This window comes from Cerasicoccus frondis, assembly GCA_031296915.1.
GTDB lineage: Bacteria > Verrucomicrobiota > Verrucomicrobiia > Opitutales > Cerasicoccaceae > Cerasicoccus > Cerasicoccus frondis.
This window is the reverse complement of the sequence record JAVDPC010000022.1, coordinates 91,106-112,821: the sequence shown is the minus strand read 5'-3', so window position 1 is coordinate 112,821 and position 21,716 is coordinate 91,106. Positions and strand designations below refer to the sequence as shown.

Here is a 21,716-nt window from a genome sequence, read left to right as displayed (position 1 = left end):
TCGCTGGTGGTAACGGTGATGACGTCGCCTAGGTCAGGATCGCTGGTCGTAACTACGTAGCTGTAGAGTGCATCTTCGTCGATGGCGGTGATCGGCGCGCTGGTGATGCTGGGTGCGTCGTTGACGTTGCTGACGGTGATGGTGAATGCTTGCGTGTCAGTAGCGCCTTCGAGGTCTGTGGCGTTGAGGGTGATGTCGTAGCTCCCGACGTCGTCATTGGTGGGCGTGCCGGATAGCGTGGCCCCGTCGAAGGTCAGCCAAGTGGGCAGATCGCTGGTGGTCAAGGTGACGACGTCGTCTAGGTCTGGATCGTTGGTCGAGACTGCGTAGCTGTAGAGTGCATCTTCATCAACGGCGGTGATTGGCGCGCTGGTGATGCTGGGCGCGTCGTTGACGGCAGTAATGGTGAAAGTCTCCGTTAGCTCAACGGGTTCGGCGATTCCATCGCTGACTGAGATGGTGAAACTAGCGGGGCCGGAATAATTGGCGTCCGGAGAAAAAATAAACCCGGTGTCCAATGCCCCGGTCAGGTCGCCGCCTGCAGTGTTTTCTACGGCAATGCTTAGCGTGTCGCCGTCGATGTCATTTGCCGTAATGTCAATGGCGGTTGGTGTGTCTTCGCTTATCGCAAATGCAGTAATTGAAGCCGTTGGGGCATCATTGACGGGCGTTATGGTTAAGGAAACGGTTGAAGGCGCAGATACTGCTTGGCCGTCATCGACCTGAAAACTAAAGGCATCGGCGCCATTGTAGTTCAAGGGCGGGGTGTAGGTGAAGGCGCCATCCGCTGCGAGTGAAAGAACGCCGTGGCTCGGTTGACTGGCCAAGCTGAATGTCAATGTATCCCCGTCGGGATCTGTGCCCGAAAGTAAGTTGGACAGCTCGGTGTCCTCCGCCAGTGTAAAGCTCGCTGAAGTTGCGATTGGCGCCTGGTTTTCCCCGCTATCATTTTCAGGTGAAACTAAGTTTGCTCCAATGACGACTCCGCCGCTATTCAGGGTAAAATACTTGCTGGAGCTGCCGCCTTGTAGCGTGGTGTTTCCGTTGACCGTGACGCGGCCATTGGGGGCAATCACGAGTCCGTCGAGCCGGCTGCCGCTGTTCAGGGTAAAGCTGCCCGTTGGCAGGTGTAGTTCGAGCCATTCAGGATGATCTTGGTTGCCGATTTGGCCGTTGGGATACCAACTGTTTGCAACCCGAATTTCTACTGGGCCGACCGCATTGATGCGGCCTGTGCCATTCAGGTTGAGGCGTTGAAAATGATAGACGACTGGTTCGGTCGCGCCAGCAACGCCAAGTTCTAGCCCATTGTTCGCGTTGATCGTAAAATTGCCGTAGGCGCCCGGCGGCACGGCGACAGTTCCCACCTGATTCTGTATCGTTAGATTGAGCAGCGTCGTGAAATCCCCGGCAGAGTCGGATGCGGAGTTTAGGTGGACGGTTCGGGCGCCGGTTGGGCTCTCGACTGGATTTGCCGTGAGGAGTGGGAGAGGGTCCGTTCGCGTGCGCAGGTAACCCATCGTTGTGCCACTGTTTAAGTACCAGCGATAGCCACTGGGCGAGGCGCTGCCGTCGCCCGGTTCAACGCCACTGTAAGTTGGCGAGCCGTTGAGCCGAAAGTCTGGTTCGCCGGGAAAGCGCCAATCGCCTTGCAGTGTGAAGCCGCTATTGACGCTACCGCCCTCGCCGTTGAGCTGCCATAAGTCACCCTGAATCAGCCCGGCGCTCAAGGATGGCGCATGGTAGACCTGAACCGCAACTTGTGATGCCGATGCTGGAGCAATAAGAGCCAGTAAGGCGATTAAGCAGAATAAATACGGCTTAGATTTTAAATGCTTGAATGTGTTCACGATTAAAACTAACAGAATTGCCCTAGATTTTATGCCAAGTGATCAGTTCAGGTATGGGAGAGAAGGCAATTAGGTGCTGTAGTTTTCAGTATCATTTTATAAGTGCAATTAAAAGTTATTCACAATTACGGAAAAACATTCCATCGCTTAATTAACTATTAATTCTATCCGCTCACCCTGTAAGCCGGGAATGTGTTTGGCTGGTTCAGCTGCAGCAGATCTTAGAGCAATTTGCTCAATCTCAACGAATGTAAGGCAGTTGTTAGGGCCTTCGGTGGAAATAGATCCACGAGCGGATGCTCATCATGCGAAGCATCCGCATGGCAGCTCGCTATCAACGTTGGACGTAAGCGCTCGGTAATGGCTTTGGGCCGGTTTGGAAGTTCGCTACGTTGACATTTCAATCACAGACTTGCAGCCTGCTCAATCAATGAACCTTGCGCTGTATCCAATATTATTCCTACCTGATTCAGCCAAGTCAGATGAGAAATGCGCTAATCTTCGATGAGCTCTTCGGATGAAGCTCGCGAGGACTCGTCTGTGGCTTCGTCGGTTTGGTCCTTTTGGTGCGCCGCATGCTCTGCAGGTGTTTCGCCCGTGATGAATTTATCGATTGCCGGCAGGGCGAAGGCGAGGGCGATGCTGATGGCCAAGCCAATAAGCGCCTTGATGGCGTCGCGTCCGCATTTGGCGTAAGCTTTCTTCATTTTCTGGTGATTCAGGCCCATGGTGAGCGCGAATTCACGGCCAGCCAACAGCCCCAGGAACACCCAGGTGGTGCTCATGGGCACGTTGTTAAGCTCCTTGAAGAAGTAAAGGACTAGGCCGTATTGGAAATCAATGATCGTTGCGGCGCGGATGTCGGTCATGTTGGTTTTGGACGCGACAATGTTCTGGATGGCGCCGCCTCGCTTGTAGAAAATCCAGGCATGGAGTATATACATGACCGCCATTGCCAGAATGAAGTGGACCAGTGTCAGCTCGCGCGGAAGGAAAGCAAATATGTTGGCTAAGTCCTGGATCAACCATTGACTCCAGAGCCAGCCGGTGGCGCACCATTGCAAGAACACCCAATAGCCTTCGACGGGCCTGTCTGCCTTGTTGCTGGCCAGGAAACGCTTTTCGAGGAACAGTAAAACAAAGCGAGCAATGATGAATGCCGAGGCGAACGCCACTCCATAGCCCAAGAGGCTTTTCTCAAGCATTTTGGGGAGATTGGTCGCTGCAAAAACGGTGAGGACCAGAAAGGTGGTGCTGACGGGCACGCCAAAACGCGTGAGGACCAAAATGAAAATCGGCGGAACGATCTGCACCCAGGTGATGCCGCCAGGGGGGAGGGGAAATTTGTTCAAACGGCCATACGCGACGTCGCCGACGACGAAAAAGCCATAGCACATAACCACTGTCAGAATGCCGCAGGCAAACAGCCAGAGGACCCACCAAGGGCGCTTCTCATTGGAGGAGAGAAACGTGCCCAGGGTTTGGATGGCGTCATTGGCAACGATGGAATACGAAGCCAAAAGAAACCCGACGATCATGAAAATTTCCTGCATGCGTGTATAAAGCCGAGCACAAAGTCGTGGTTCTGTCGCTGTAGGTCAATCTTCGTCCGCGCGGTCACAGACTCGTAACACAAGGCAGTCATTCCGCCTGGTGAATGGCCATGTTGTCCTCTGGCTCTTTTTCATTGCCCCAGATCATGAGTCCCATCAAGCCTGCAAGCAGGATGAGCAAGAGCACCGTTAGCGTCCGCGCTTCCTGGGGCGTGAGGCGAAACGGGCCCATGATCAGCCACCCGGATTAATCGAACAGGCCCTTGATCGCCTTGCCAGCCTTGTCCACGGCATCGCCTGCATTTTCGAGGGCTTGTGCGCCTTCACCGCCGGTCACGCTTTCGAGCACGGCGTTGGGGTCGTTGGTGATCTCACGCACCAGAACGGCGGCTTGCTCAACGACCTTCTCCAGCACTACGCTCAAGACGTAGTCGGCTGCCTCGGCGGGCGTAACACCCTGACCGCCAAAGTCTTTATTGATCTCTGGCAGGGCAATTTCGCGGCCTGTCTTCATCACGGCGAGATTGAGCGAGAGGTCGACCTTGGCTTCCTGCACCACCAGTTTGTGCAAAATAAGCGTTTTGGATGGCTGCTCTTCAGCGGGAGCTTCTGCGGGTTGATCGGAAGGCTTGTCGCCCGCCTTCTTAAATTTCTTCATGTTCTCATCAATCTGCTTTTGCAGTTTGGTGAGGTTGTTGGTGGCTAAATTCTGATCGTAGGTGAAGAGGGGCTTCACAATGCGGATTTCGTTCACCACAATGGTGTCGGAGAAAAGGCTGCTCGGCTCGATATCCACGTAGATCTCACCGCATTCGACGGCGCTGGGTTTTTCGAAGCCATCGGGATTGCCGATGAACAGGCCGTTGATGCCGATGTCGCCATCGAACACATTTACCCCGGTGCTTTCGATGAAGGTTTTAGTGCCAGTGACTTCTGGTCCAAAGCGGTTGAAGCCCTTGGTCACAGCGCCGCCAACAATCGAGTTGATGGAAAAGTAAACGGCGACCAAGCCAATGATGATGAGCAGAAGGAAAGCGATGAGAATCTTTTTGATCATAATGTCCCTATCAGTCTCAGTATTTTCAGACCCGGCGCGAGCCTAAAACTCAACCGTCAGCCACGGCAATTCAGGTGGAAATATTTATGGTTCACTGGTTTCGGAGCCGTCACTTCCTTTGGGCATGAAGCGCCAAAATTCCTTGGCGGGAATCGATTTCAGGTAGCTGAAGCCCGATTTTTTGAAAAAGAAGGCAATGCGCGAGTTGCCTGCATCGAGTGGCTCCACCCAAAAGCATTCGAAACGCTCCTGCCCAAGATCATTGAGCATGGTTTCGATGGCAGCCGGGTTTTCCCGGATGTCAGCCTGTTCGACTACCACCACGCGGTAATGCCAGGAACCGGCCTTTTTAATATCTTCCTGAGTCCAGTCTCGCGCGTCTTCATACCAACCGGAGGTCGTTTCCTTGGCCTTATCGTAGGCGTCGCTGGTGGCGCCTTTGGCTTTGTCGTAGTAGGCGCCGGTCTTGTTTTTGGCCTTGTCGTAATAATCGCCTGTGGCCTCTTTGGCGTCCTCATACTGAGTGCGAACGCGCTCCCAATAGCTCGCCTTTTCCTCCTCGCTGGCGTCCTCGGCGGGGGGAGTTTCCTCCAGTATGATGACCTCTTGCTTGGCAGGAGAGGTCTCCGGCGTATCGGCGATCACCGCGAGCACGGAAGCGAACAGAAGCAAACTTTGAGACAGGCAATGACGGATGAGCATGCTGTTACGCTACTCCGTGACCTGGGGGATGCAAGCATGTTGCCCCATCCTGTATGTAACCTCGGAATAGCCAGCTTGGGGTATTAGCGCAGCTAAAGCCGCCGTTGATTTGCGCTGCAAATGAGACACGTTATCTTATTTGAGTTGCGCAATAAATCAGCAATGCTAATCTGTTTGGCATGAACGAGCCTGCGACTACACCTACCAATCCAGCCTATGCGCGCGTTGGGGCGCCATTGTCCGAAATTTTTCCTCCGTCCAAGCGTCCTGGTGGACATGGGCATGGTGCGATGGGAGGTGGAAGCGAAGTTGGCGAACCGTTTTGTGAGTGGGCGCCGGAGCTTAATTCGCAGCGGCGTGATGTCCCGCTGAACCTCTATCTGCACACGCCTTTTTGCCATCATCGCTGTGCGTTTTGCCCGTTTTTTCAGAACACCACCAAGCCCGGATTCAGCCCGGCATATGCCGATCGGCTGATCCGTGATTTGGAGCAAAAAGCGGAATGGCTGGGAGACTCGCTGAATACACGACGCATCAGCTCAGTCTTTTTTGGCGGGGGCACGCCGAGTGATTTGGAGGCCGAAGATCTGGCCCGCGTCATCCGCACTTTGCGCCGACTGTACCCCATCGACAGCGAAACAGAGATTACCGTCGAGGGCCGCATCTGGGGCTTTACTCAAGCAAAGGCCGCCGCCTGGCGTGAGGCTGGCGCGAATCGCATTTCGATCGGCCTGCAGAGCACGAATACCCGCATTCGCCGGTCGATGGGGCGTCTCGCTGACCGTGGGCAGATCCGCCAAACGCTGCAAAATTTTGTGGATCTCGATTTTGTGACCATTGTGGACCTTATTTACGGTCTGCCTGGTCAGGACGTTGCATCGGTGGTGGAAGACGTACGCTTCCTAGGCGAGGAAACCGGGATCGATGGGCTCGACCTGTATGCGCTGAAACAATTCCCGGGCAGCCCCTTGGCCAAAGCGGTGGAGCAGGGCAGGATGAAGTCGCCCGCCGACATTCACCTGCGCGCCGCCATGTTCACGGCGGCCTCAGCGGAGCTGGATCGCCACGGCTTTGAACACTTCACGCCGCAGCACTGGCGCCGCAACGAGCGCGAACGCTCCATCTATAATCAGCTGGCCAAAACAAGCGCCGATATCCTGCCCTTTGGCTCCTCGGCTGGCGGGCGGTTGGGCGATGTCAGCATCAGCGGATTCCGCACATTGAGTGACTACGAGAGCGCCATTGACGGCGGTGAAGTCGGGGCGCGCTGCAACTTGGGCAAACCAAAGCCAGGGCAGGCCTTCACGGACGCGATAGTCGAACACATTCAACGCCGGATGCTGCCACCGTTGGCGCAATGGCCTGATCACGCCGCCGCTGTGTCCCTCATTGCCAACTGGCGTGATGCGGGGCTGGTCGGGGCGCCCGAAACCGATGGAATACCGCTGACGCAAGCGGGCTGCTTTTGGTTCCCCAAGCTACAGTCTCTGCTGGCAATGTGGTCGGCGCAGGCCGCGAGCCGCGCTGCCTGAATGCCGGTTGGATTTTAATATTTGCGCATTTCAAAAGACCGATCGCCGCTTTCAATTTGTTGCAGGAAATGAAGGTCGGCTGAGCTTAGATCGGCCTTTTGCATCTCATATTCCTTGCCGTCGAAACCGCGTATGCGGACAAATGAATTTCCCTGGCCCAAATATTTCCCCTCGATGAAAGTCTGCTGCTCCTGATGCTGCCAGAGGCGCTGTTGGGCCTGGTAGCCGGCTTCTTGAAAGATGACTCGGGTTAAATTTTCACCTTTCAGGTTGGCGATGTCCGTGCTGATTTCATGACAGTAATCAACGATGGGGCCATGCAGCCAACTCTCGTAGTTGCCTTTTTTATCCGATCCTGTGCTCCACGACAGGCGCATGTAATGTGGTAATTCGTAGGGAGTGTGACTGCCTTTGGTTCGCCCCTTGGCGACGCGCGTATACTGCGTTGCGAAGGTATATTCTTCGACAGGCGAAAGCGGTTGACCATTTATTTGGTAACGGATCGCAGCTGTTTGCCGGTACTCCCAGAAGGTCTCGTTGCCGTGATAGCGAACCTTGGGCTCGGGAGACAGGAATTTAATGAAAAACAGAATTTTCTCCGTTTTCAGCACGTAAGTTTTCTCGGTGATAAAGCCATAATACTGTGCTGCTGAAGCTGGGATGCAGAACATTAGTAAGCAGCTAAAGCTGAGAATGCGTCTAAACATGAGGTCTGCGTGGTTGGGCTGGCCGGACGGGCATAGCCTTGGGGTGTTTTAGGCAAACAGTGAAGCATTGGCTCGGCGAACTCTTATTGTTGGCAACTTCACATCAATAAATCTAGATGTATTGATTTAATGGCTTGATTTTCCTCAAAGGCTGCGCACTTTGTTGGACCCTTATGAGTAAATCTTACCACTTTTCTTCGGAATCCGTGGGTGAAGGTCACCCCGATAAAGTTGCCGATTACATCTCGGACAGCATCTTGGACGCCTGCTTGGCGCAGGACCCCAAGAGCCGCGTGGCTTGCGAGACGCTCGTTAAGAGCAACGTCGTGACCGTGGCTGGTGAAATCACCACCAACGCCAAATTTGACTACAACGCCGTCATCCGCGAAGCGATTCGCGACATCGGCTACATTAACAACGACGACGTATTCCACGCCGACGAAGTTTTCATCAACAACATCCTGACCAAGCAGTCTGGCGACATCGCTCAGGGCGTGGACGCCGCAGGCGCCGAAGGTAAGGACACGGAAGAGCAGGGCGCTGGCGACCAAGGCATCATGTTCGGCATTGCCTGCAATGAGACACCCGAGCTCATGCCCGCGCCGGTCATGTATGCGCACCGTTTGCTCCGCAAAATGGCGGAAATCCGCAAGGCCGAGAACAGCCCTGCGCCATGGCTCCGCCCCGACTGCAAGAGCCAGGTCGCCGTTGCTTACGAAGACGGCAAGCCGGTTAAGATCAACAACGTCGTTATTTCCACCCAACACGCCGAAGCCGTCACGCTGGCCGAAATCAAGGAATTCCTGATTGAAAACGTCATCAAGCCTGAGCTGCCCGCCGACATGATCGACGAGGACACCCAGTTCCTGATCAACCCGACCGGCCGTTTCGTCATTGGCGGACCTCAAGGCGACGCAGGCCTCACCGGCCGCAAGATCATCGTCGACACTTACGGTGGCTATGGCCGTCACGGTGGTGGCGCTTTCTCCGGTAAGGACCCGTCGAAGGTCGACCGCTCGGCCGCATACATGTGCCGCTGGGTAGCAAAAAATATCGTGGCCGCCGGCCTGGCCGACAAGGTTGAGCTGCAGGTCGCTTACGCAATTGGCTACCCGCACCCGACTTCGATCCACATCGACGCCTTCGGCACCGAAAAGGCTCCGCTCGAAGACATCGTTAGCGCCGTGAAGAAGGTCTTCAGCTTCAAGCCGGCAGACATCGTCAAGCAGCTTGACCTGTTGCGTCCGATTTACCGCGAAACCACGCACTACGGCCACTTCGCCAAGGAAGGTTTGCCGTGGGAATGCACCGCCAAGGCCGAAGAACTCAAAGCCGCCGTTGGCAGCTAGAAATTATGAATGATGAATGCTGAATTATGAAAATTACGTAGTTCAGCATCTTTTCATCATTCATACTTCATCATTCAAAATTACACATTCATGAGCACCGCAACAGAAACAACCACTGACTATAAAGTTCGCGACATCACGCTGGCCGACTTTGGCCGCAAGGAAGTCGAGATCGCTCAATTCGAAATGCCGGGCCTCATGGCCACGCGCGAAAAGTATGCCGGCGAGCAGCCCCTGAAGGGCGTCCGTATCATGGGCTCGCTGCACATGACGATTCAGACCGCTGTTCTGATCGAAACCCTGAAGGCACTCGGCGCTGACGTGCGCTGGTGCTCCTGCAACATTTACTCCACCCAGGACCACGCGGCGGCTTACGTCGCAAAAAACCTCGGTGTGCCGGTCTTTGCCTGGAAGGGCGAAACCCTCGAGGAATACTGGTGGTGCACCGAGCAGGCCCTCACATGGCCGGACGGCACGGGCCCGCAGCTCATCGTTGACGACGGCGGCGACGCCACACTTCTCATCCACAAGGGCTTCGAACTCGAAAACGGCGACAAGTGGGTCGACAGCGATTCCAGCAGCCTCGAAGAGCAGGTCATTAAGAAGCTGCTCAAGAAGATCAACGCTGACAAGCCGAACCACTGGCACAGCGTGATGGAAGACTGGAAGGGCGTTTCCGAAGAAACGACGACCGGTGTTCACCGCCTCTACGAAATGCACAAGAAGGGCAAGCTCCTCGTGCCGGCGATCAACGTCAATGACTCCGTCACCAAGAGCAAGTTCGACAATCTTTACGGCTGCCGCGAGTCCCTCGTGGACGGCATCAAGCGCGCCACCGACGTGATGATCTCTGGCAAGGTTGCCGTGATCTGCGGTTACGGCGACGTGGGTAAGGGCTGCGCTCAAGCCATGCGCGCTCAAGGCGCCCAGGTCGTGGTTACTGAAGTTGACCCGATTTGCGCACTGCAAGCTGCGATGGAAGGCTTCCGTGTATTGACCGTTGAAGACACTCTTGGCTGGGGCGACATCTACGTCACCACCACGGGTAACTTCGGCATCATCAGCGCCGCCCAGATGTCCAAGATGAAGGACCAGGCGATCGTCTGCAACATCGGCCACTTCGACAACGAAATCGAAGTCGACAAGCTCAACGACATGCCCGGCGTCGATCACGAGGAAATCAAGCCCGACAATCAAGGGGCGGTGGACAAGTACACCTTCCCGACCGGCAACTGCATTTACCTGCTGGCCAAGGGCCGCCTCGTCAACCTCGGTTGCGCAACGGGTCACCCGTCCTTCGTGATGTCGAACAGCTTCACCAACCAGGTTCTCGCGCAAGTCGAGCTCTGGAAGAACGTCGAAACCTACAAGCCGGGTGTTTACATCCTGCCGAAGCACCTCGACGAAGAAGTTGCTCGCCTGCACCTGCAGAAGATCGGCTGCAAGCTGACCAAGCTCTCGCCTGAGCAGGCTGAATACATCGGCGTAACGGTCGAAGGCCCTTACAAGCCCGAGCACTACCGCTACTAAGCGGAGCCGCTTTCAACAAATCCCTTTCAAACGGCTGCTCATGTGAGTGGCCGTTTTTTTGCATGAGTTAGTCAGAGATTTCGAATCCGCTCGCCATTTCGTCTAGAATCGAGTGGGTTTCAGAGCCCATGTCAAATTCCTCTGAGAGCTTTGTCGAACGGCTGCCCCTGATTAAATCGCTTCGTGAAGCGGTGGACCCAGGCGTTTATCGCCGTCTGCCGCAAGACTGGCTCATTGCGCTGACGGATGTGCAAGGCTCGACAGAGAACCTAAGCAAAGGGCGCTACAAGGAAGTAAGCGGCGTGGGCGTGGCTGCGATTGCTGCGGTGCGCAACCTGCATAAGCCGGAGGAAATTCCGTTTGTCTTTGGTGGAGACGGAGCAACGTTCTGCCTGCCGCCGGAGCGCCGGTCGGACGTCGAGGCCGTGCTGCGCGCGAGTTCGCGCATGGCGCGGGAGGAGTTTGGGCTCACGTTGCGCATTGGCATTGTGCCGCATGCGGACATCATGGCGCAGGGCAGGGAGGTGCGGGTCGCCCGGCTTCAGCTAAGCGACTGGGTCACGCAGACGATGTTCATGGGCGGCGGCCTGGAAAAAGCGGACGAACTGGTCAAAGACCCGCGACCGGACAACCCCTACCGGTTGTCGGAAAACGGTCCGCAGCGCGCCGATTTTTCCGGGCTGGAGTGTCGCTGGGAAAACGTTCCCAGCCGTCATGGCGAGACGGTGGCTTATATTTTCCGAGCCATGGGCACGGAGCATCAGCGAGCCTCGATTTTTCGTCAGTTGATCAGCTTGGTCGAGGAATGCTATGGCGACGCCGAGCAATCCAATCCTCTGCATTTGGGCGGTCTCAAACTAAGCAGCCAACCGGCCTTGCTGCGGGTGGAGCATCGTGTGCGGACTTTTGCGCACAACTGGGTGAAGCGGTGGAGTTATAGTAAATATCTCCAACTGCAAATTTTTGCCGGCCGCATCATCATGAAATACGGGCTGAAGTTCGCTGGGGCAGACTGGAGTCGCTACCAGCAGGACCTCATTGCCAACGCTGATTTCCGCAAAATCGACGACTGCCTACGTTTCGTCCTCTCCGGCAACCAGGCTCAGCGTGAGCAGTTACTGGCCCGTGTGCAGGAGTTGTTCAAGCCACAGGAGCTTGTTTACGGGAGCCATGTGGCGAAATCTGCAATCATGACCTGCGTCATCGACAACTACCAACACGAGCACCTGCATTTCGTTGATGGCGCAGACGGTGGATACGCGCTGGCCGCCAAGCAAATGAAGGCCGCCCTGAGGGCCCTGCAACCTGCCTGATGGCTGGAAGGTAAATTTAGGAGCAGTTTCAAATTGCCGCCGGTGGATCGCCACGCAATATTCCCATCATGGCACTTAAGCTGAAACCCGTTGACATCATACGTAACAATTCCCCGGAAATGGAACCGGTTCCGACCGGCCAGAAGCCCAAGCTCAAGAAGCTGAAGGGCATCCGCGCGGTGTTGTTTGATATTTATGGCACGCTCTTCCAGAGCGGTGTGGGCGATATTTCGCTCGTCGCCAACGACAAATCCAAATCCCGCGAGAAGCTGATCCGCCAGTCGATTGAAGAGGTCGGCTTCATGCTGCAGGACGAGAAAACGCCGATCAATGAGCTGTTTCTCGACACCATCAAGGCCGAGCAGGACATCCGCCGCGATCAGGGAACGCCGCATCCTGAGGTGGATATCATCGGCGTGTGGGAGGACTTGATTGGCCAGCTCGAAGCTTACGAGTTGATCCGCGGCCGCACCACACGCAACAACCTCATGCAGCTTGCGACGCTGTTCGAGGTCCGCGTGAATCCTGTTTATCCGATGCCAGGCGTGCTCGATGTGTTCGAAAGCTGCCTGGACAAGGGCAAGAGCATTGGCCTGATTTCCAACGCGCAGGCCTTCACGCCACTGCTGTTCGAAGCGTTTTTCGAAGACAGTCCGCACGACCTCGGCTTAGAGGAACTGCTTTGCATCTACTCTTACGAGCACAACGTCGCCAAGCCCGGCCTCGCCCTGTATGAGATTGCCCAGGAACGCTTGCAAGCGCTTGATGGCATTTCCCCCGCCGAAACGCTCTTCATCGGCAACGACCTGCGCAACGACGTCTGGCCCGCTCAGCAACTCGGCTTTAAGACCGCACTCTTTGCCGGTGATGACCGCTCCCTGCGCCTGCGGGAGGACGATCCGGACTGCAAGGACATCAAGCCCGACGTGATTGTCACCGAGCTTGAGCAGATCCCCGAGTGCTTGGGATAGCCGTAGGTGATATAGCCAACTAAGATGAAGTTGGCGCGTCTGATAACTTTTGGCCTGCTGGTTTTGATACTGGCAGGCCTCATTTTTGGCATGAAGCGTGGAACATGCGGTGGGGTTTCAGAAGAGCACCGCAAAAAGGTTTACCAAGCCTACTTTTACCATGCGAGTCATGGTGTGGTGGAGAGGCCACTATCCATGGCCGAAGTGCAGGGGCACTACTACACTGAAGAAAACTACAGGCCAGCAATTCGATTTATCACGAATTCAATGATCGAGGTGTATTACGAGCCAGACACCTCGGTTTGGTATGAGGTCCATTTCAAGCAAACTGAAAATGGTCGCCGGGTTGAGGGCTTTGCTGAAAAGCACCGTTTTAGAAATGGCGATTACTACACGCTGCCTAGTGAAGAGAAAGTCGCGCCGCGAACACGGAGTGGATCGCAGTAACCGCTTGCGCGATGGGTAGATTTACGCACCTTTACCGACGTGCCTGACAAACTACGACTCGTCACCTTTAACATCGCGCATGGGCGCGGGCTGTCGCTGTATCAGAAATTTACCTCGCCGGTGCGCATCCGCAAAAACCTGCGCGCCATCGGCGAGCTGATGACCAAGGTCAACGCCGACATCGTCGCCATGCAAGAGGTCGACGAGGATTCGCACTGGAACTGGAGCATCAATTTGCTCAAGGAAATTCAGGCCGCCACTGGCTTCGAATACGCGGAGCTTGGCGTGACGAATCGCCGGGAGGGCAAGCACCCGCTCGCCTATGGCAACGCCATCCTCTCGCGCTACCCGCTGGAGCACTGGCATAACCAGGCATTTGGGCAGGCGACGCTGGGCGAGAAGGGTTTTCTCTACGCGGAAATCAATTACCAGGGCAGGGTGGTGCCGCTCCTCAATGCTCACCTGGATTTCCGTTCGCGCAAACGGCGTGTGGAGCAGGTCGAGCAGATCGTGGATTACATCATTGAGAACGCCCACCGCGGACCCGACGAACGGCCCTTGGCGCCGATCATTTGCGGTGATTTCAACAGCCGTTCGCGGCCCAAGGCCGACGCGGTCAATCACTTGTTTCAGCACATTCTTAAACACCGTGAATACCAGCTTTATCCACGAGACAAGCGCACCTTTCCATCGCACTTGCCGAGCAAGATCATCGACTTCATTTTCCTGCCCGAGCCTTATCGCATGACGGCTTGCGAGGTGCTGCCGGGCTTCCTCTCCGACCACAAACCAGTGTTGCTGGAGTTTGAGGTCGGGTAGGGGCGCTTGCCCTCATTTGTCCAGTTTTAGTGGATGGGGCAAAAGTCAGAAATTCTTTTCCGGTCGCGTCTTAATGATAGGCGCAGTCCATCGATCCGACTTGATCGCAGCTAGAGCAGTCTCCAGATGGTTGCAGGGAGTCGGGGTCGTCAAAATGCATGAGGTAATGAAACTCGATGGCGTATTCGATTGAGTCGAGGCCGTCATAGTCAAAAAAACTGTATTCATCGGACAATGGCTTGCCGAGCAGCACATCGTGCATCGCGCATTGACGAACGTTGCCGTACTTTTGATCCAGCTCGGCCAAGTGCCCGGCGATGTCGACAACGAAGGCGTCATTTGCCGTTTCGTGGAGGGCATCAAGCATCTTGCGAATGCGCTGTATGCGGCAGATCATGTGGGGAGAATTAGGCTCAAAAAAGAGGGAAATATTCATAGCAGGATTCAGGGAACAAATGGATGTTGGGGGAGGGGTTTAGCAGTTCTGCAGGGCCGACTTGAGGGACCACAGCACTGAGCATCAGTCACGCGCTTAGAGCGCTCATGCTGAGCGACGCACGCTTGGGGGAGCGCTGTAAGGAAAGCGATTGCTCGCTTGGTCTTACTGGCTTGGGAAGCGTGCTCGAAACCTTGTTCAGATTCTCTTGGAGAAAACGCTCGACCGAGCACTCGCCAGGAAAATCAAACTGTTTGCATTGCTCGGGGGGAGAGCCGCCGATCAACACATGATAAAGCAGGTAATTTTCGGGGGTCTGATGAAGCTGGCGGATTTTTTGGTGGTGTGCGAGCACCTCGCTGTGGAACGCGTAATCCGTTTTTTCATAGATATCAAGCAGCTGTTGATATAAACTGGGTAAACGAGAATTGGTGGGGCGATAACTATCCATAGGGGTAATACGGTAGTCTATTTGTGGGGTTCAGACGTTAGAGTGTAGGTCAATTGAACGGCGTATGAAAGTAAAAATTAATCAAAAATTTCTGCTTCAGCGATTTTTGATGCATGCCATTCATTGATCCGATCGATTGATTCGATTCTGGGGCCGGAAATTTTTAACTGAAACCTAAACCACTCGTGCTGCGCAGTTGCTGGTGTTGGGTGAAACTCCGGGTGGTTTTTCGGATTGAGGATAACGAATTCGAAGAATCGAAAAAACTCCTAATGTGTGGTCAGCGGAGTTTGGTTCATTATTCTTCCTGTTTCAAGGTGGAGCCTGGTGTCCCTATCAAGCTCTATTGTGACACAGTAAACAGGATGAAGCAGCCCGGGCGGGACGCCGGGCTACATCTTTTAGATCAATCGAACTTGTCTAGCCAACCGCCGCTCAAATCTGCATGACCAGCCTACAGACGCACCGAGCTTTCGAGGGTGAAGGCCAACACCGATCCGGATTGGTATTCGACGTTGTCCCCCTTGCGCAGCAAGCCACTGGCGCTGCCAGCCGCCGCACCCGCGGCCGCCGCATCTCCCGCGTCTCCATCGATTGCGCCGACAATGGCTCCCAGCGCGGCGCCTTTGGCGGCGCCCCCGAGAATGTCACGACCGCCGTGACCCTGTTGGGTCTCCTGCTGGGGGCTGGTTCGCACGGCGATCAGTTGCCCTTGGTAGTTGATGGCGTCGATGGTTAGCGTGAGGTCAGCGCCCTTGCGAAAACGCCCAGCCGACTGCGCGCTGACTACCTGCCCCTGCAGGGTGGTTCCCGCTGGCAGGACAACTTCATTGCCGATGCGGAGGTCTGACACCAGGATTGCCGGAAAACTGGAACCCGCCTTGACGCTGCCGGAATTAATCGACGTCTGCAACGAGGCCACCAGCGTGGCGCCAGCCGGAATTTCCGCCACTGCGCTCGTGGCAGGGGCTGCGGCTGACTCAGCAACGGTCGATGCTGAAGCTGCTTCGATGGGCCTGCCCGGCGCCTCTTTCGAGAACGTCAGGCTGGCAATGTCCCCCCGGTTATATTCCTGGCTGGAGCCATTGAAATAGAAGCGCACGACATCAGGAGTCCCCCCCTCGTAGGCGCCCTGTAGAGTCGAGCCGTTACGAAGCTCCAGCGTATCAGCATTGAGCATTGGCAGAGAGGCCGTCAGGCCAGTGAGCAGTAAGGAAAAACAAAGTGGTGCTTTCATGAGGAGAGCTTAGCTAAATTGCCTGCCTCGCGAAAGCGTAAACTACCGCTAAAAGCCCCCTGGGAGTGAGGACATCCGGGTGAACTTACCCCCGGAGCTCATTGGAGTGCTGCTTGACAAAGCACAAAACATGAGCGATTATTCTACCTTGATCTTTGAGAGGCATTTCATGCCCATGCCTCCCCAATATGCAATGGGGGTGTTCCGGATTCGACCCGGAGCTGTAGGTTATGGCTGCAGGACGGAGATGATGGTTGGCTCCGTATCAAATCCATCGCACTATAATTGGCGAAAATAAAATCGTCGAGTTCGCTCCTCAGGGCGAACTTATGGCTGCTTAAGTCGGCCTCGTCTCACCCCGGATGCTCGTTAAGGGAATGAGGCGTCAGCTAGCGAGTATAGTTTGCATCGGGTAACCGGGTGCACGCCGTATCTAACAGGTTAATTGGGGCTTCGTAGCGTGTCTGTCCGCGCCGAAGCTTTGAAACCAAAAGACTGACTATTTCTGTAGACGCTATAATTGAAACCTCCGGACACGCGGGTTCGACTCCCGCCACCTCCACCATTTTGCATCCGTCGAATATTTCGTAAGTGGCTAATAATCAGCATAGATTAGGCCTTTTAGATTTCCGACGCTTCGACTAAAAGTACGTCGTTTACCATGGTTTACCATCGTTTTCTTGACTAAAATCGACCGAAACCGCACGATGCTCCAATGCCGTGTAATTCCAAGCTACCTCGCGGGATTCGTGAAATCCGTGATGGCAAGCACGATGCTAAACCCTTTCAGGTTGAGCACCGTGGAAAGCGCAGCTATTTTGCTACTGCAGAAGAGGCGATTACGGAGAAGAAGCGACTCAAGGGCCTGGAGGTCAAACACGGCACAGAGTCGATTCAGTATTCGCGTCATGCGCATGCTGAATACGAGACGTCCATGAATTTACTCAGGGCTGCTGGGATAGTCGCTACACTACCCGATGTCACCCAATTTTATATTCAGCATCATCAGACTGCTGATGGTGCGCCGAAGACAGTCATTGAAGCGGCCCGGTTGTTCTTGGAACGGAAGGAGAATCTTAATCGATCGACACGTCACGTGAAGGATCTCAAAAGTCGGCTAAATCAATTTTCTGCGCAGTTTGGTAATCGTCAATTGAGCAGTCTGACCCGCAGTGAGATCGAAGAATGGTTGCTTGGGTTGAACCTCAGCCCACGTACGATTCGGAACTATTTCATCACGCTGAGCAATTTTTTTAATTCGCTTACCCGATGGAGATGGACTCGGGAAAATCCAATCAGTGATATAGCGGAAGATGATTTGCCAACCGTACCTAATGTGATGAAGCGGGCGTTGACTCTTGATGAGGCCAAGGGATATATGGCCCATATTGAGGCACATGAACCTCGCTATGTGCTGTGGAGTGTAGTCCAATTGTTCTTAGGGATTCGAAACGCAGAGGCTGAGCGCTTCAAGGTAGATTGGATCGACTACGAACAGCGTCGGGTAATAATTCCAGGATGGGCTTTAGTTGGTGATAAGGTCCAGCAGGGCAGCAAAACTCAGGATGATTGGGTTATTTACGACGTTGAGCCCGTTTTTTGGGAATGGGCTAATGCCTATCCAGAGTATGCTTTTGCACGAAATAAGGCGACGAATCGAATACGCCATGCATTAGCAGACAAAGGGATTATCAATAAATGGCCTTCGAATGCGTTACGTCGCACTTACACAACTAACCACATTTCTCTTTACCGCGACGCCCCACGTACAGCCCTGGTGCTACGCCACCAAAATCCTAGACGTCTGTTAAAAAACTACCTTGCAAGGATGGTCCCAAAAGATCAAGCCGTGGCATTCTTCAATAATATTAAACCGACTAAACCATGAACAGAGACAAAAGTGATCTCGCCCGATATTTCATCCAACTGCGTCAGGACAAGAAACTGACACAAAAGGATTGCGCAGAGCGTGCTGGCTTCAGCCAATGGATTATCACTAAGATAGAAATTGATAAGCCCGTGAAGGTTGACAGCTTGAAGGCAGTGGCGAAAAAAGGTCTTGGACTGGATGAGAATTCGAAGGAATTTCGAAAATTGATGGCGCTATGGAGTGTCAATCGTGGCGCATTTGATTCTGCTGCAGATGCATCCAAGCTCGCGACTGGGGTCAAAGTCTCCACCAATGCCAAGTTTAATCGCTTTATCAGCGATGTGGCGATTGCCCTCAAGGACCTGCCCCCATCCAAGTATGAGATTTTTGCCGAAGCATTGGGAAACCGAGATATACAAGATATCATCCCCAAACTGCACGAGACGTTTGGGAACAAGGTCGAAGAGTAGCTATTTTGCTCGCTCAACTTTTCTAAGCTTCCTTATCTGCAGAATCAGTGTCGTCAGCCCAACTGCGATGCCGATGAGCATGGAAATTATCCCCAAGGCTGCTTGAACATGCTGCATTAGATTTAAGGCGCCTGTAGCCGTTGGCACTGCTGCGGCGAGCCAGCCGAGGGCGGGTTTGCGTTCAAGAAGTGCTGCGATGTGTATTAGCCAATTCATTTTAAAATTCTTCCATACGCCACGACCTTCCCTATGTAGTCATCGGCGTTGATTAATTTGCTGTCAGGGTAAGTGTTGTTGTCTCCTTTCGTCTGCCACTCTTGACCTACTTGGTGTATCAGTCTGTGGACTGCGGCTGGCTCATCTTCTCCATGATAGAAGACTATAATGTCTCCCTCTTGGAGTAGGGTATAAGGAAAGGAAAAATCCACGGCCAGTGGGTCACCGGGCATCATGGTTGGCGCCATTGAGTTGCTATAGCTGATGCCGTCCTCTACCCACGGGCCCCTTTTCCATACACCGTTGCCCGCCGGGTAATGACCCACTGTCCATATTGCGATACCAGGCGGGGGCTTATTGGGCTTGGCGGCGCAGGCAGTCAGCACGAGCACAAGCAATCCGAGGCAGATCGCCACGAGAATCGCCTTCAGTGTATCTTGTGCTGACTGCCACCAATCCATTTTTATCGAGTCAGATTGTTAGCACCAGTCGACACGCCCTTGATGCCGCAGATGAATCCAATGAAAGCCGACAGGGCATTGCGCATTTCAGGGAAGTTCACAAAGCCCGTCACATTTTCAACTGAGACGCTTGGGGCGAATTCAATCAATCCCCACAGAAAGGAGTCACCAGCCTGCTCGGTGATATACGCTGTTGGAATTTCAAGCCAGCCTGCATACCATGCCAGCAGGAATAAGGTGCCTACAACGATATAACCGAGAATAGAAGTGAAGCTTAGCAGCTTTACTCCGCTTCCTCGTTTGGCGGCATCATTGGCATCTGCAGCTCGCAATTTAAACCATGCCCGGCCCTCCTTGCTATTAGCCATTTGAAATTCATGCCTCTGCTTGTCGGCAGACATTTTAATTTTAAACAGTTCGCTGGCGATCTGTGTTGCAGCGCCAACTCCGGTGCCGACTCCAAATGATGTGAATGTGTCCATGATTTTCCTTGGTTACGTTACCGCAATATCGCGGACGATAAATTGGTTGTTATTATGTTTAGATCAGTTTGAGATTTATGGTTAGAGAAGCGCCTCGATGGACGCGCGACTTTCAATCCGGTCACTATTGAAGAGTGCGAGGCTTAGGATTTCGCCAGTTAGTCCGTTGCTGCCATCGTCGTTGGCCAGCAGTGACAGGGTGGTAATTGTAGACAAAGCAACTGGAGTGTAGGGAATCGTCGAACTCACCAATACATCATCCACATAAAGCGTTCCGGTCTCTGCAACCGTATCCAGGAACAAGGAAATCGTATGGTCATTACCATCAGCAAGGTTGCTTCCATACTCAGCATCTGCGGGATAAAAATACAGGCCACCGCCAGCGCCAATGCCGATGATCAATGCGTCATCTAAAGCCAAAATGGTCTTATCAGTGCTGGTGGCGTTAAATCGCAAGAATACCGAAATATCATCTCCAGTTGTGAATCCGGAGAGTGCATGCGTTAAGGATCGGCTGCCATCGCCTTGCGGCCCGTCAGCCAGCACTCCGTTTACCACGATCATTGGTTGGCTTCCCGCTGTTGATTGGCTTGCTTTTTCCGAAGCATCGTTCTCGTTGAACCATTCCTTTACGAAGCCCTTGCCTCGAGCGTCTGGAGCCCCAATCACTGAGCCATCAGCATCGCCTATCTGGTCCACCCAATTTGCGTCTTGGCCACCGGCGCCAATAAGTTGATGTCTCAGTGTTGGAGTCGGTCCACTGATGTCTCGGTAAACACTCAGATTAGCAATATAGCCATCAAGGTATTTGGTAGCCCATATATTGCGTTTACCAACGTGGATCGGTGCTGCGTGGTATTGGTAGGTGAAGGTTTCTCGGCTATCGTCAGAGGTTGGCAACTGCACGTCGTCGACAAAGATATACATGCCAGTGGCTTCGCCGGAGCCATCCGCGATTACCTTCACATGATGCAGCGTGTTTAAGCTAAAGGCAATGTTGTCGGTGATGATGCCAATGCGATCAATCGAAGATAGCCCGTAGATGTGCCAACGTAGCTTTCCACTGTTGGTTGTGTAGATCGCAAAATCCCCAGTGTCGCTATTTATGTCCTTGCATATCAGTGGTTGAACATCGCCCAAGCTGTCGAAGTAAACGTCGAATTCTATCACAAAATACTGGTCCGGATGCCAATGAGTGGAATTCGGAATCTGCACATAGTCATTTCCTGCAAAGTCCATCCTGCTAACGAAGTTTGAAAGCTGGCCGTCTTGTACCTCCTGAGTCGTGAAAGTCGCCTCGCTATCGTCATCCTCGCGACGCACGTTTACATGCTGTCGAAATAAATAGACAGCTTCCTTCAGTAGGTCGCGCTGTGATGCGAAGAATGGTTGTATGGCTAGTCCGGCGCTCATCCTTCGCTGATTATGGCATAGCGCAGTTCGCCTTTGCCGGTTACGATTTGTATGCTGATTGTGAAGGCGCTCCCAGTCGGTAGGCTGGAGATGTCCTCAAGTGAGATGTGGCCCATTTGAACTGGCGTCAGGCCTGCTGCCGTGATCGAGCTTATGCCATACTGGACAGTGTCATGCTGTGTCGCATCAATGCTCCCACTCATGTTGCCAGTCCAATTGCTTAGTACGATGTCTGCATTGTGGCTGAGGGTTAGTTCCTTTTTTACACCGGTTGACAGATCCCAGGCAATAGAGGCAGCGCTCGTTAATTCCGTGCCTTGTAGGTATTCAGTGATCACGGTGTTCTTGGCAGCTTCAAGTGCTGTGCGGCCAGCTTCAGCATCAGCCAATGCAATCAAGGTTCGACCAAATGCTGTGATGTCCGCCTTTGTCATGGCGCCGGTCCCTGTAAAGTAGGCCAGTTTGTTTGCTTCGCCTGCCAAACCTGCCAGCGCCGTTAGATTCACGTGGGCGCTCTGTTTAGCTGCCAGTGCGGCTACCAAGCCATTTATTTTATCTTGGCCCAGCGTCTGCACTTGGCCCACGCCAGTTCCACCTCCGTTGATGATGAGAATGTAACCTGCGGTAAATCCGGTAACGCCAATATTGTTAAGTTCATCAGCGCCTCCACCACCTCCACCAGACCCCTCAAGCGACGCCAGCCAATCCACTTCACTGCCCACAAATCCATTTTGCACGGCCACTTCGTACGCGCTCTTTCCGCGCATGATTCCCATGTTTACGGACATGCGCTTTTGCGTGACGTAGAGCTTCACGCTGGGCTTGGGCGATTGGATTGAGTCAGACATGA

The 21,716-nt window shown here is 53.9% G+C and carries 23 protein-coding genes and 1 other RNA gene; 10 read left to right on the top strand and 14 right to left on the bottom strand.

The window, feature by feature from the left end; genetic code table 11:
- The 5 genes from RBB63_RS16725 to RBB63_RS16705 form a co-directional block, all read right to left on the bottom strand.
- Positions 1-1,850, bottom strand: a 1,850-nt coding sequence (locus RBB63_RS16725) for an Ig-like domain-containing protein (RefSeq protein WP_309386122.1), incomplete at its 3' end; no start/stop codon positions are given.
- 494 nt (positions 1,851-2,344) lie between these two features.
- Complete coding sequence (locus RBB63_RS16720; RefSeq protein WP_309386121.1) at positions 2,345-3,403, bottom strand: hypothetical protein; 1,059 nt, start codon at positions 3,401-3,403, stop codon at positions 2,345-2,347.
- 88 nt (positions 3,404-3,491) lie between these two features.
- Positions 3,492-3,635 (bottom strand): hypothetical protein, encoded by a 144-nt coding sequence (locus tag RBB63_RS16715; RefSeq protein ID WP_309386119.1) that lies wholly within the window; start codon positions 3,633-3,635, stop codon positions 3,492-3,494.
- 15 nt (positions 3,636-3,650) lie between these two features.
- Positions 3,651-4,460: a hypothetical protein gene (locus RBB63_RS16710; RefSeq protein ID WP_309386118.1), complete on the bottom strand. Its 810-nt coding sequence runs from the start codon at positions 4,458-4,460 to the stop codon at positions 3,651-3,653.
- 84 nt (positions 4,461-4,544) lie between these two features.
- Positions 4,545-5,162 (bottom strand): hypothetical protein, encoded by a 618-nt coding sequence (locus RBB63_RS16705; RefSeq protein WP_309386116.1) that lies wholly within the window; start codon positions 5,160-5,162, stop codon positions 4,545-4,547.
- 179 nt (positions 5,163-5,341) lie between these two features.
- Here RBB63_RS16705 and RBB63_RS16700 point away from each other — a divergent pair, with 179 nt between their 5' ends.
- Entirely contained in the window at positions 5,342-6,694 is a 1,353-nt protein-coding gene (locus tag RBB63_RS16700) for a radical SAM protein (RefSeq protein ID WP_309386115.1), read from the top strand.
- Positions 6,695-6,708: 14 nt separating this feature from the next.
- Here the strand turns inward: RBB63_RS16700 and RBB63_RS16695 are convergent, their stop codons facing one another.
- On the bottom strand, positions 6,709-7,401 hold the full coding sequence (locus tag RBB63_RS16695) for a hypothetical protein (protein ID WP_309386114.1): 693 nt from the start codon (positions 7,399-7,401) through the stop codon (positions 6,709-6,711).
- 173 nt (positions 7,402-7,574) lie between these two features.
- Between RBB63_RS16695 and metK the strand changes: the two genes are divergently transcribed.
- From metK to RBB63_RS16665, 6 genes are all read left to right on the top strand, one after another.
- A complete protein-coding gene (gene metK / locus RBB63_RS16690) occupies positions 7,575-8,750 on the top strand; it encodes a methionine adenosyltransferase (protein ID WP_309386113.1) in 1,176 nt (391 codons plus the stop codon).
- A gap of 90 nt (positions 8,751-8,840) precedes the next feature.
- Positions 8,841-10,280 carry an adenosylhomocysteinase gene (gene ahcY / locus RBB63_RS16685; RefSeq protein ID WP_309386112.1) on the top strand — a complete coding sequence of 480 codons (1,440 nt, stop codon included), beginning with the start codon at positions 8,841-8,843 and terminating at the stop codon, positions 10,278-10,280.
- Positions 10,281-10,408: 128 nt separating this feature from the next.
- The gene (locus RBB63_RS16680; RefSeq protein WP_309386111.1) at positions 10,409-11,593 is read left to right on the top strand and encodes a DUF3095 domain-containing protein; all 1,185 of its coding nucleotides are present in this window, start codon (positions 10,409-10,411) and stop codon (positions 11,591-11,593) included.
- Positions 11,594-11,661: 68 nt separating this feature from the next.
- The gene (locus tag RBB63_RS16675) at positions 11,662-12,564 is read left to right on the top strand and encodes an HAD family hydrolase (protein ID WP_309386110.1); all 903 of its coding nucleotides are present in this window, start codon (positions 11,662-11,664) and stop codon (positions 12,562-12,564) included.
- 90 nt (positions 12,565-12,654) lie between these two features.
- Positions 12,655-13,011 (top strand): hypothetical protein, encoded by a 357-nt coding sequence (locus RBB63_RS16670; RefSeq protein ID WP_309386109.1) that lies wholly within the window; start codon positions 12,655-12,657, stop codon positions 13,009-13,011.
- 39 nt (positions 13,012-13,050) lie between these two features.
- Positions 13,051-13,830: an endonuclease/exonuclease/phosphatase family protein gene (locus RBB63_RS16665; protein ID WP_309386108.1), complete on the top strand. Its 780-nt coding sequence runs from the start codon at positions 13,051-13,053 to the stop codon at positions 13,828-13,830.
- A 70-nt stretch (positions 13,831-13,900) separates the two neighbouring features.
- Here RBB63_RS16665 and RBB63_RS16660 read toward each other — a convergent pair whose 3' ends face one another.
- From RBB63_RS16660 to RBB63_RS16650, 3 genes are all read right to left on the bottom strand, one after another.
- Entirely contained in the window at positions 13,901-14,266 is a 366-nt protein-coding gene (locus RBB63_RS16660; RefSeq protein ID WP_309386107.1) for a hypothetical protein, read from the bottom strand.
- Between the two features lie 88 nt (positions 14,267-14,354).
- The gene (locus RBB63_RS16655; protein WP_309386106.1) at positions 14,355-14,717 is read right to left on the bottom strand and encodes a hypothetical protein; all 363 of its coding nucleotides are present in this window, start codon (positions 14,715-14,717) and stop codon (positions 14,355-14,357) included.
- A 454-nt stretch (positions 14,718-15,171) separates the two neighbouring features.
- Positions 15,172-15,954 carry a glycine zipper family protein gene (locus tag RBB63_RS16650; protein ID WP_309386105.1) on the bottom strand — a complete coding sequence of 261 codons (783 nt, stop codon included), beginning with the start codon at positions 15,952-15,954 and terminating at the stop codon, positions 15,172-15,174.
- A 195-nt stretch (positions 15,955-16,149) separates the two neighbouring features.
- On the opposite strand from RBB63_RS16650, the gene ssrA reads away from it, so the two are divergent.
- The 3 genes from ssrA (at position 16,150) to RBB63_RS16635 (ending at position 18,294) form a co-directional block, all read left to right on the top strand.
- Positions 16,150-16,519, top strand: a transfer-messenger RNA (tmRNA) gene (gene ssrA / locus RBB63_RS16645).
- 150 nt (positions 16,520-16,669) lie between these two features.
- On the top strand, positions 16,670-17,842 hold the full coding sequence (locus RBB63_RS16640) for a tyrosine-type recombinase/integrase (RefSeq protein WP_309386104.1): 1,173 nt from the start codon (positions 16,670-16,672) through the stop codon (positions 17,840-17,842).
- Positions 17,839-18,294: a helix-turn-helix domain-containing protein gene (locus RBB63_RS16635; RefSeq protein WP_309386103.1), complete on the top strand. Its 456-nt coding sequence runs from the start codon at positions 17,839-17,841 to the stop codon at positions 18,292-18,294. Before RBB63_RS16640 ends, RBB63_RS16635 begins: the two co-directional genes overlap by 4 nt.
- Here RBB63_RS16635 and RBB63_RS16630 read toward each other — a convergent pair whose 3' ends face one another.
- The 5 genes from RBB63_RS16630 to RBB63_RS16610 all read right to left on the bottom strand — a co-directional run bounded on the left by RBB63_RS16630 (position 18,295) and on the right by RBB63_RS16610 (position 21,714).
- A complete protein-coding gene (locus RBB63_RS16630) occupies positions 18,295-18,510 on the bottom strand; it encodes a hypothetical protein (protein WP_309386102.1) in 216 nt (71 codons plus the stop codon).
- The gene (locus tag RBB63_RS16625) at positions 18,507-18,971 is read right to left on the bottom strand and encodes a signal peptidase I (RefSeq protein ID WP_309386101.1); all 465 of its coding nucleotides are present in this window, start codon (positions 18,969-18,971) and stop codon (positions 18,507-18,509) included. Before RBB63_RS16625 ends, RBB63_RS16630 begins: the two co-directional genes overlap by 4 nt.
- A gap of 2 nt (positions 18,972-18,973) precedes the next feature.
- Entirely contained in the window at positions 18,974-19,453 is a 480-nt protein-coding gene (locus tag RBB63_RS16620; RefSeq protein WP_309386100.1) for a hypothetical protein, read from the bottom strand.
- An 81-nt stretch (positions 19,454-19,534) separates the two neighbouring features.
- A complete protein-coding gene (locus RBB63_RS16615; RefSeq protein WP_309386099.1) occupies positions 19,535-20,866 on the bottom strand; it encodes a LamG-like jellyroll fold domain-containing protein in 1,332 nt (443 codons plus the stop codon).
- Positions 20,863-21,714, bottom strand: coding sequence for a hypothetical protein (locus tag RBB63_RS16610; RefSeq protein ID WP_309386098.1), 852 nt, complete (start codon positions 21,712-21,714; stop codon positions 20,863-20,865). Before RBB63_RS16610 ends, RBB63_RS16615 begins: the two co-directional genes overlap by 4 nt.
- Between the last annotated feature and the right edge of the window lie 2 nt (positions 21,715-21,716).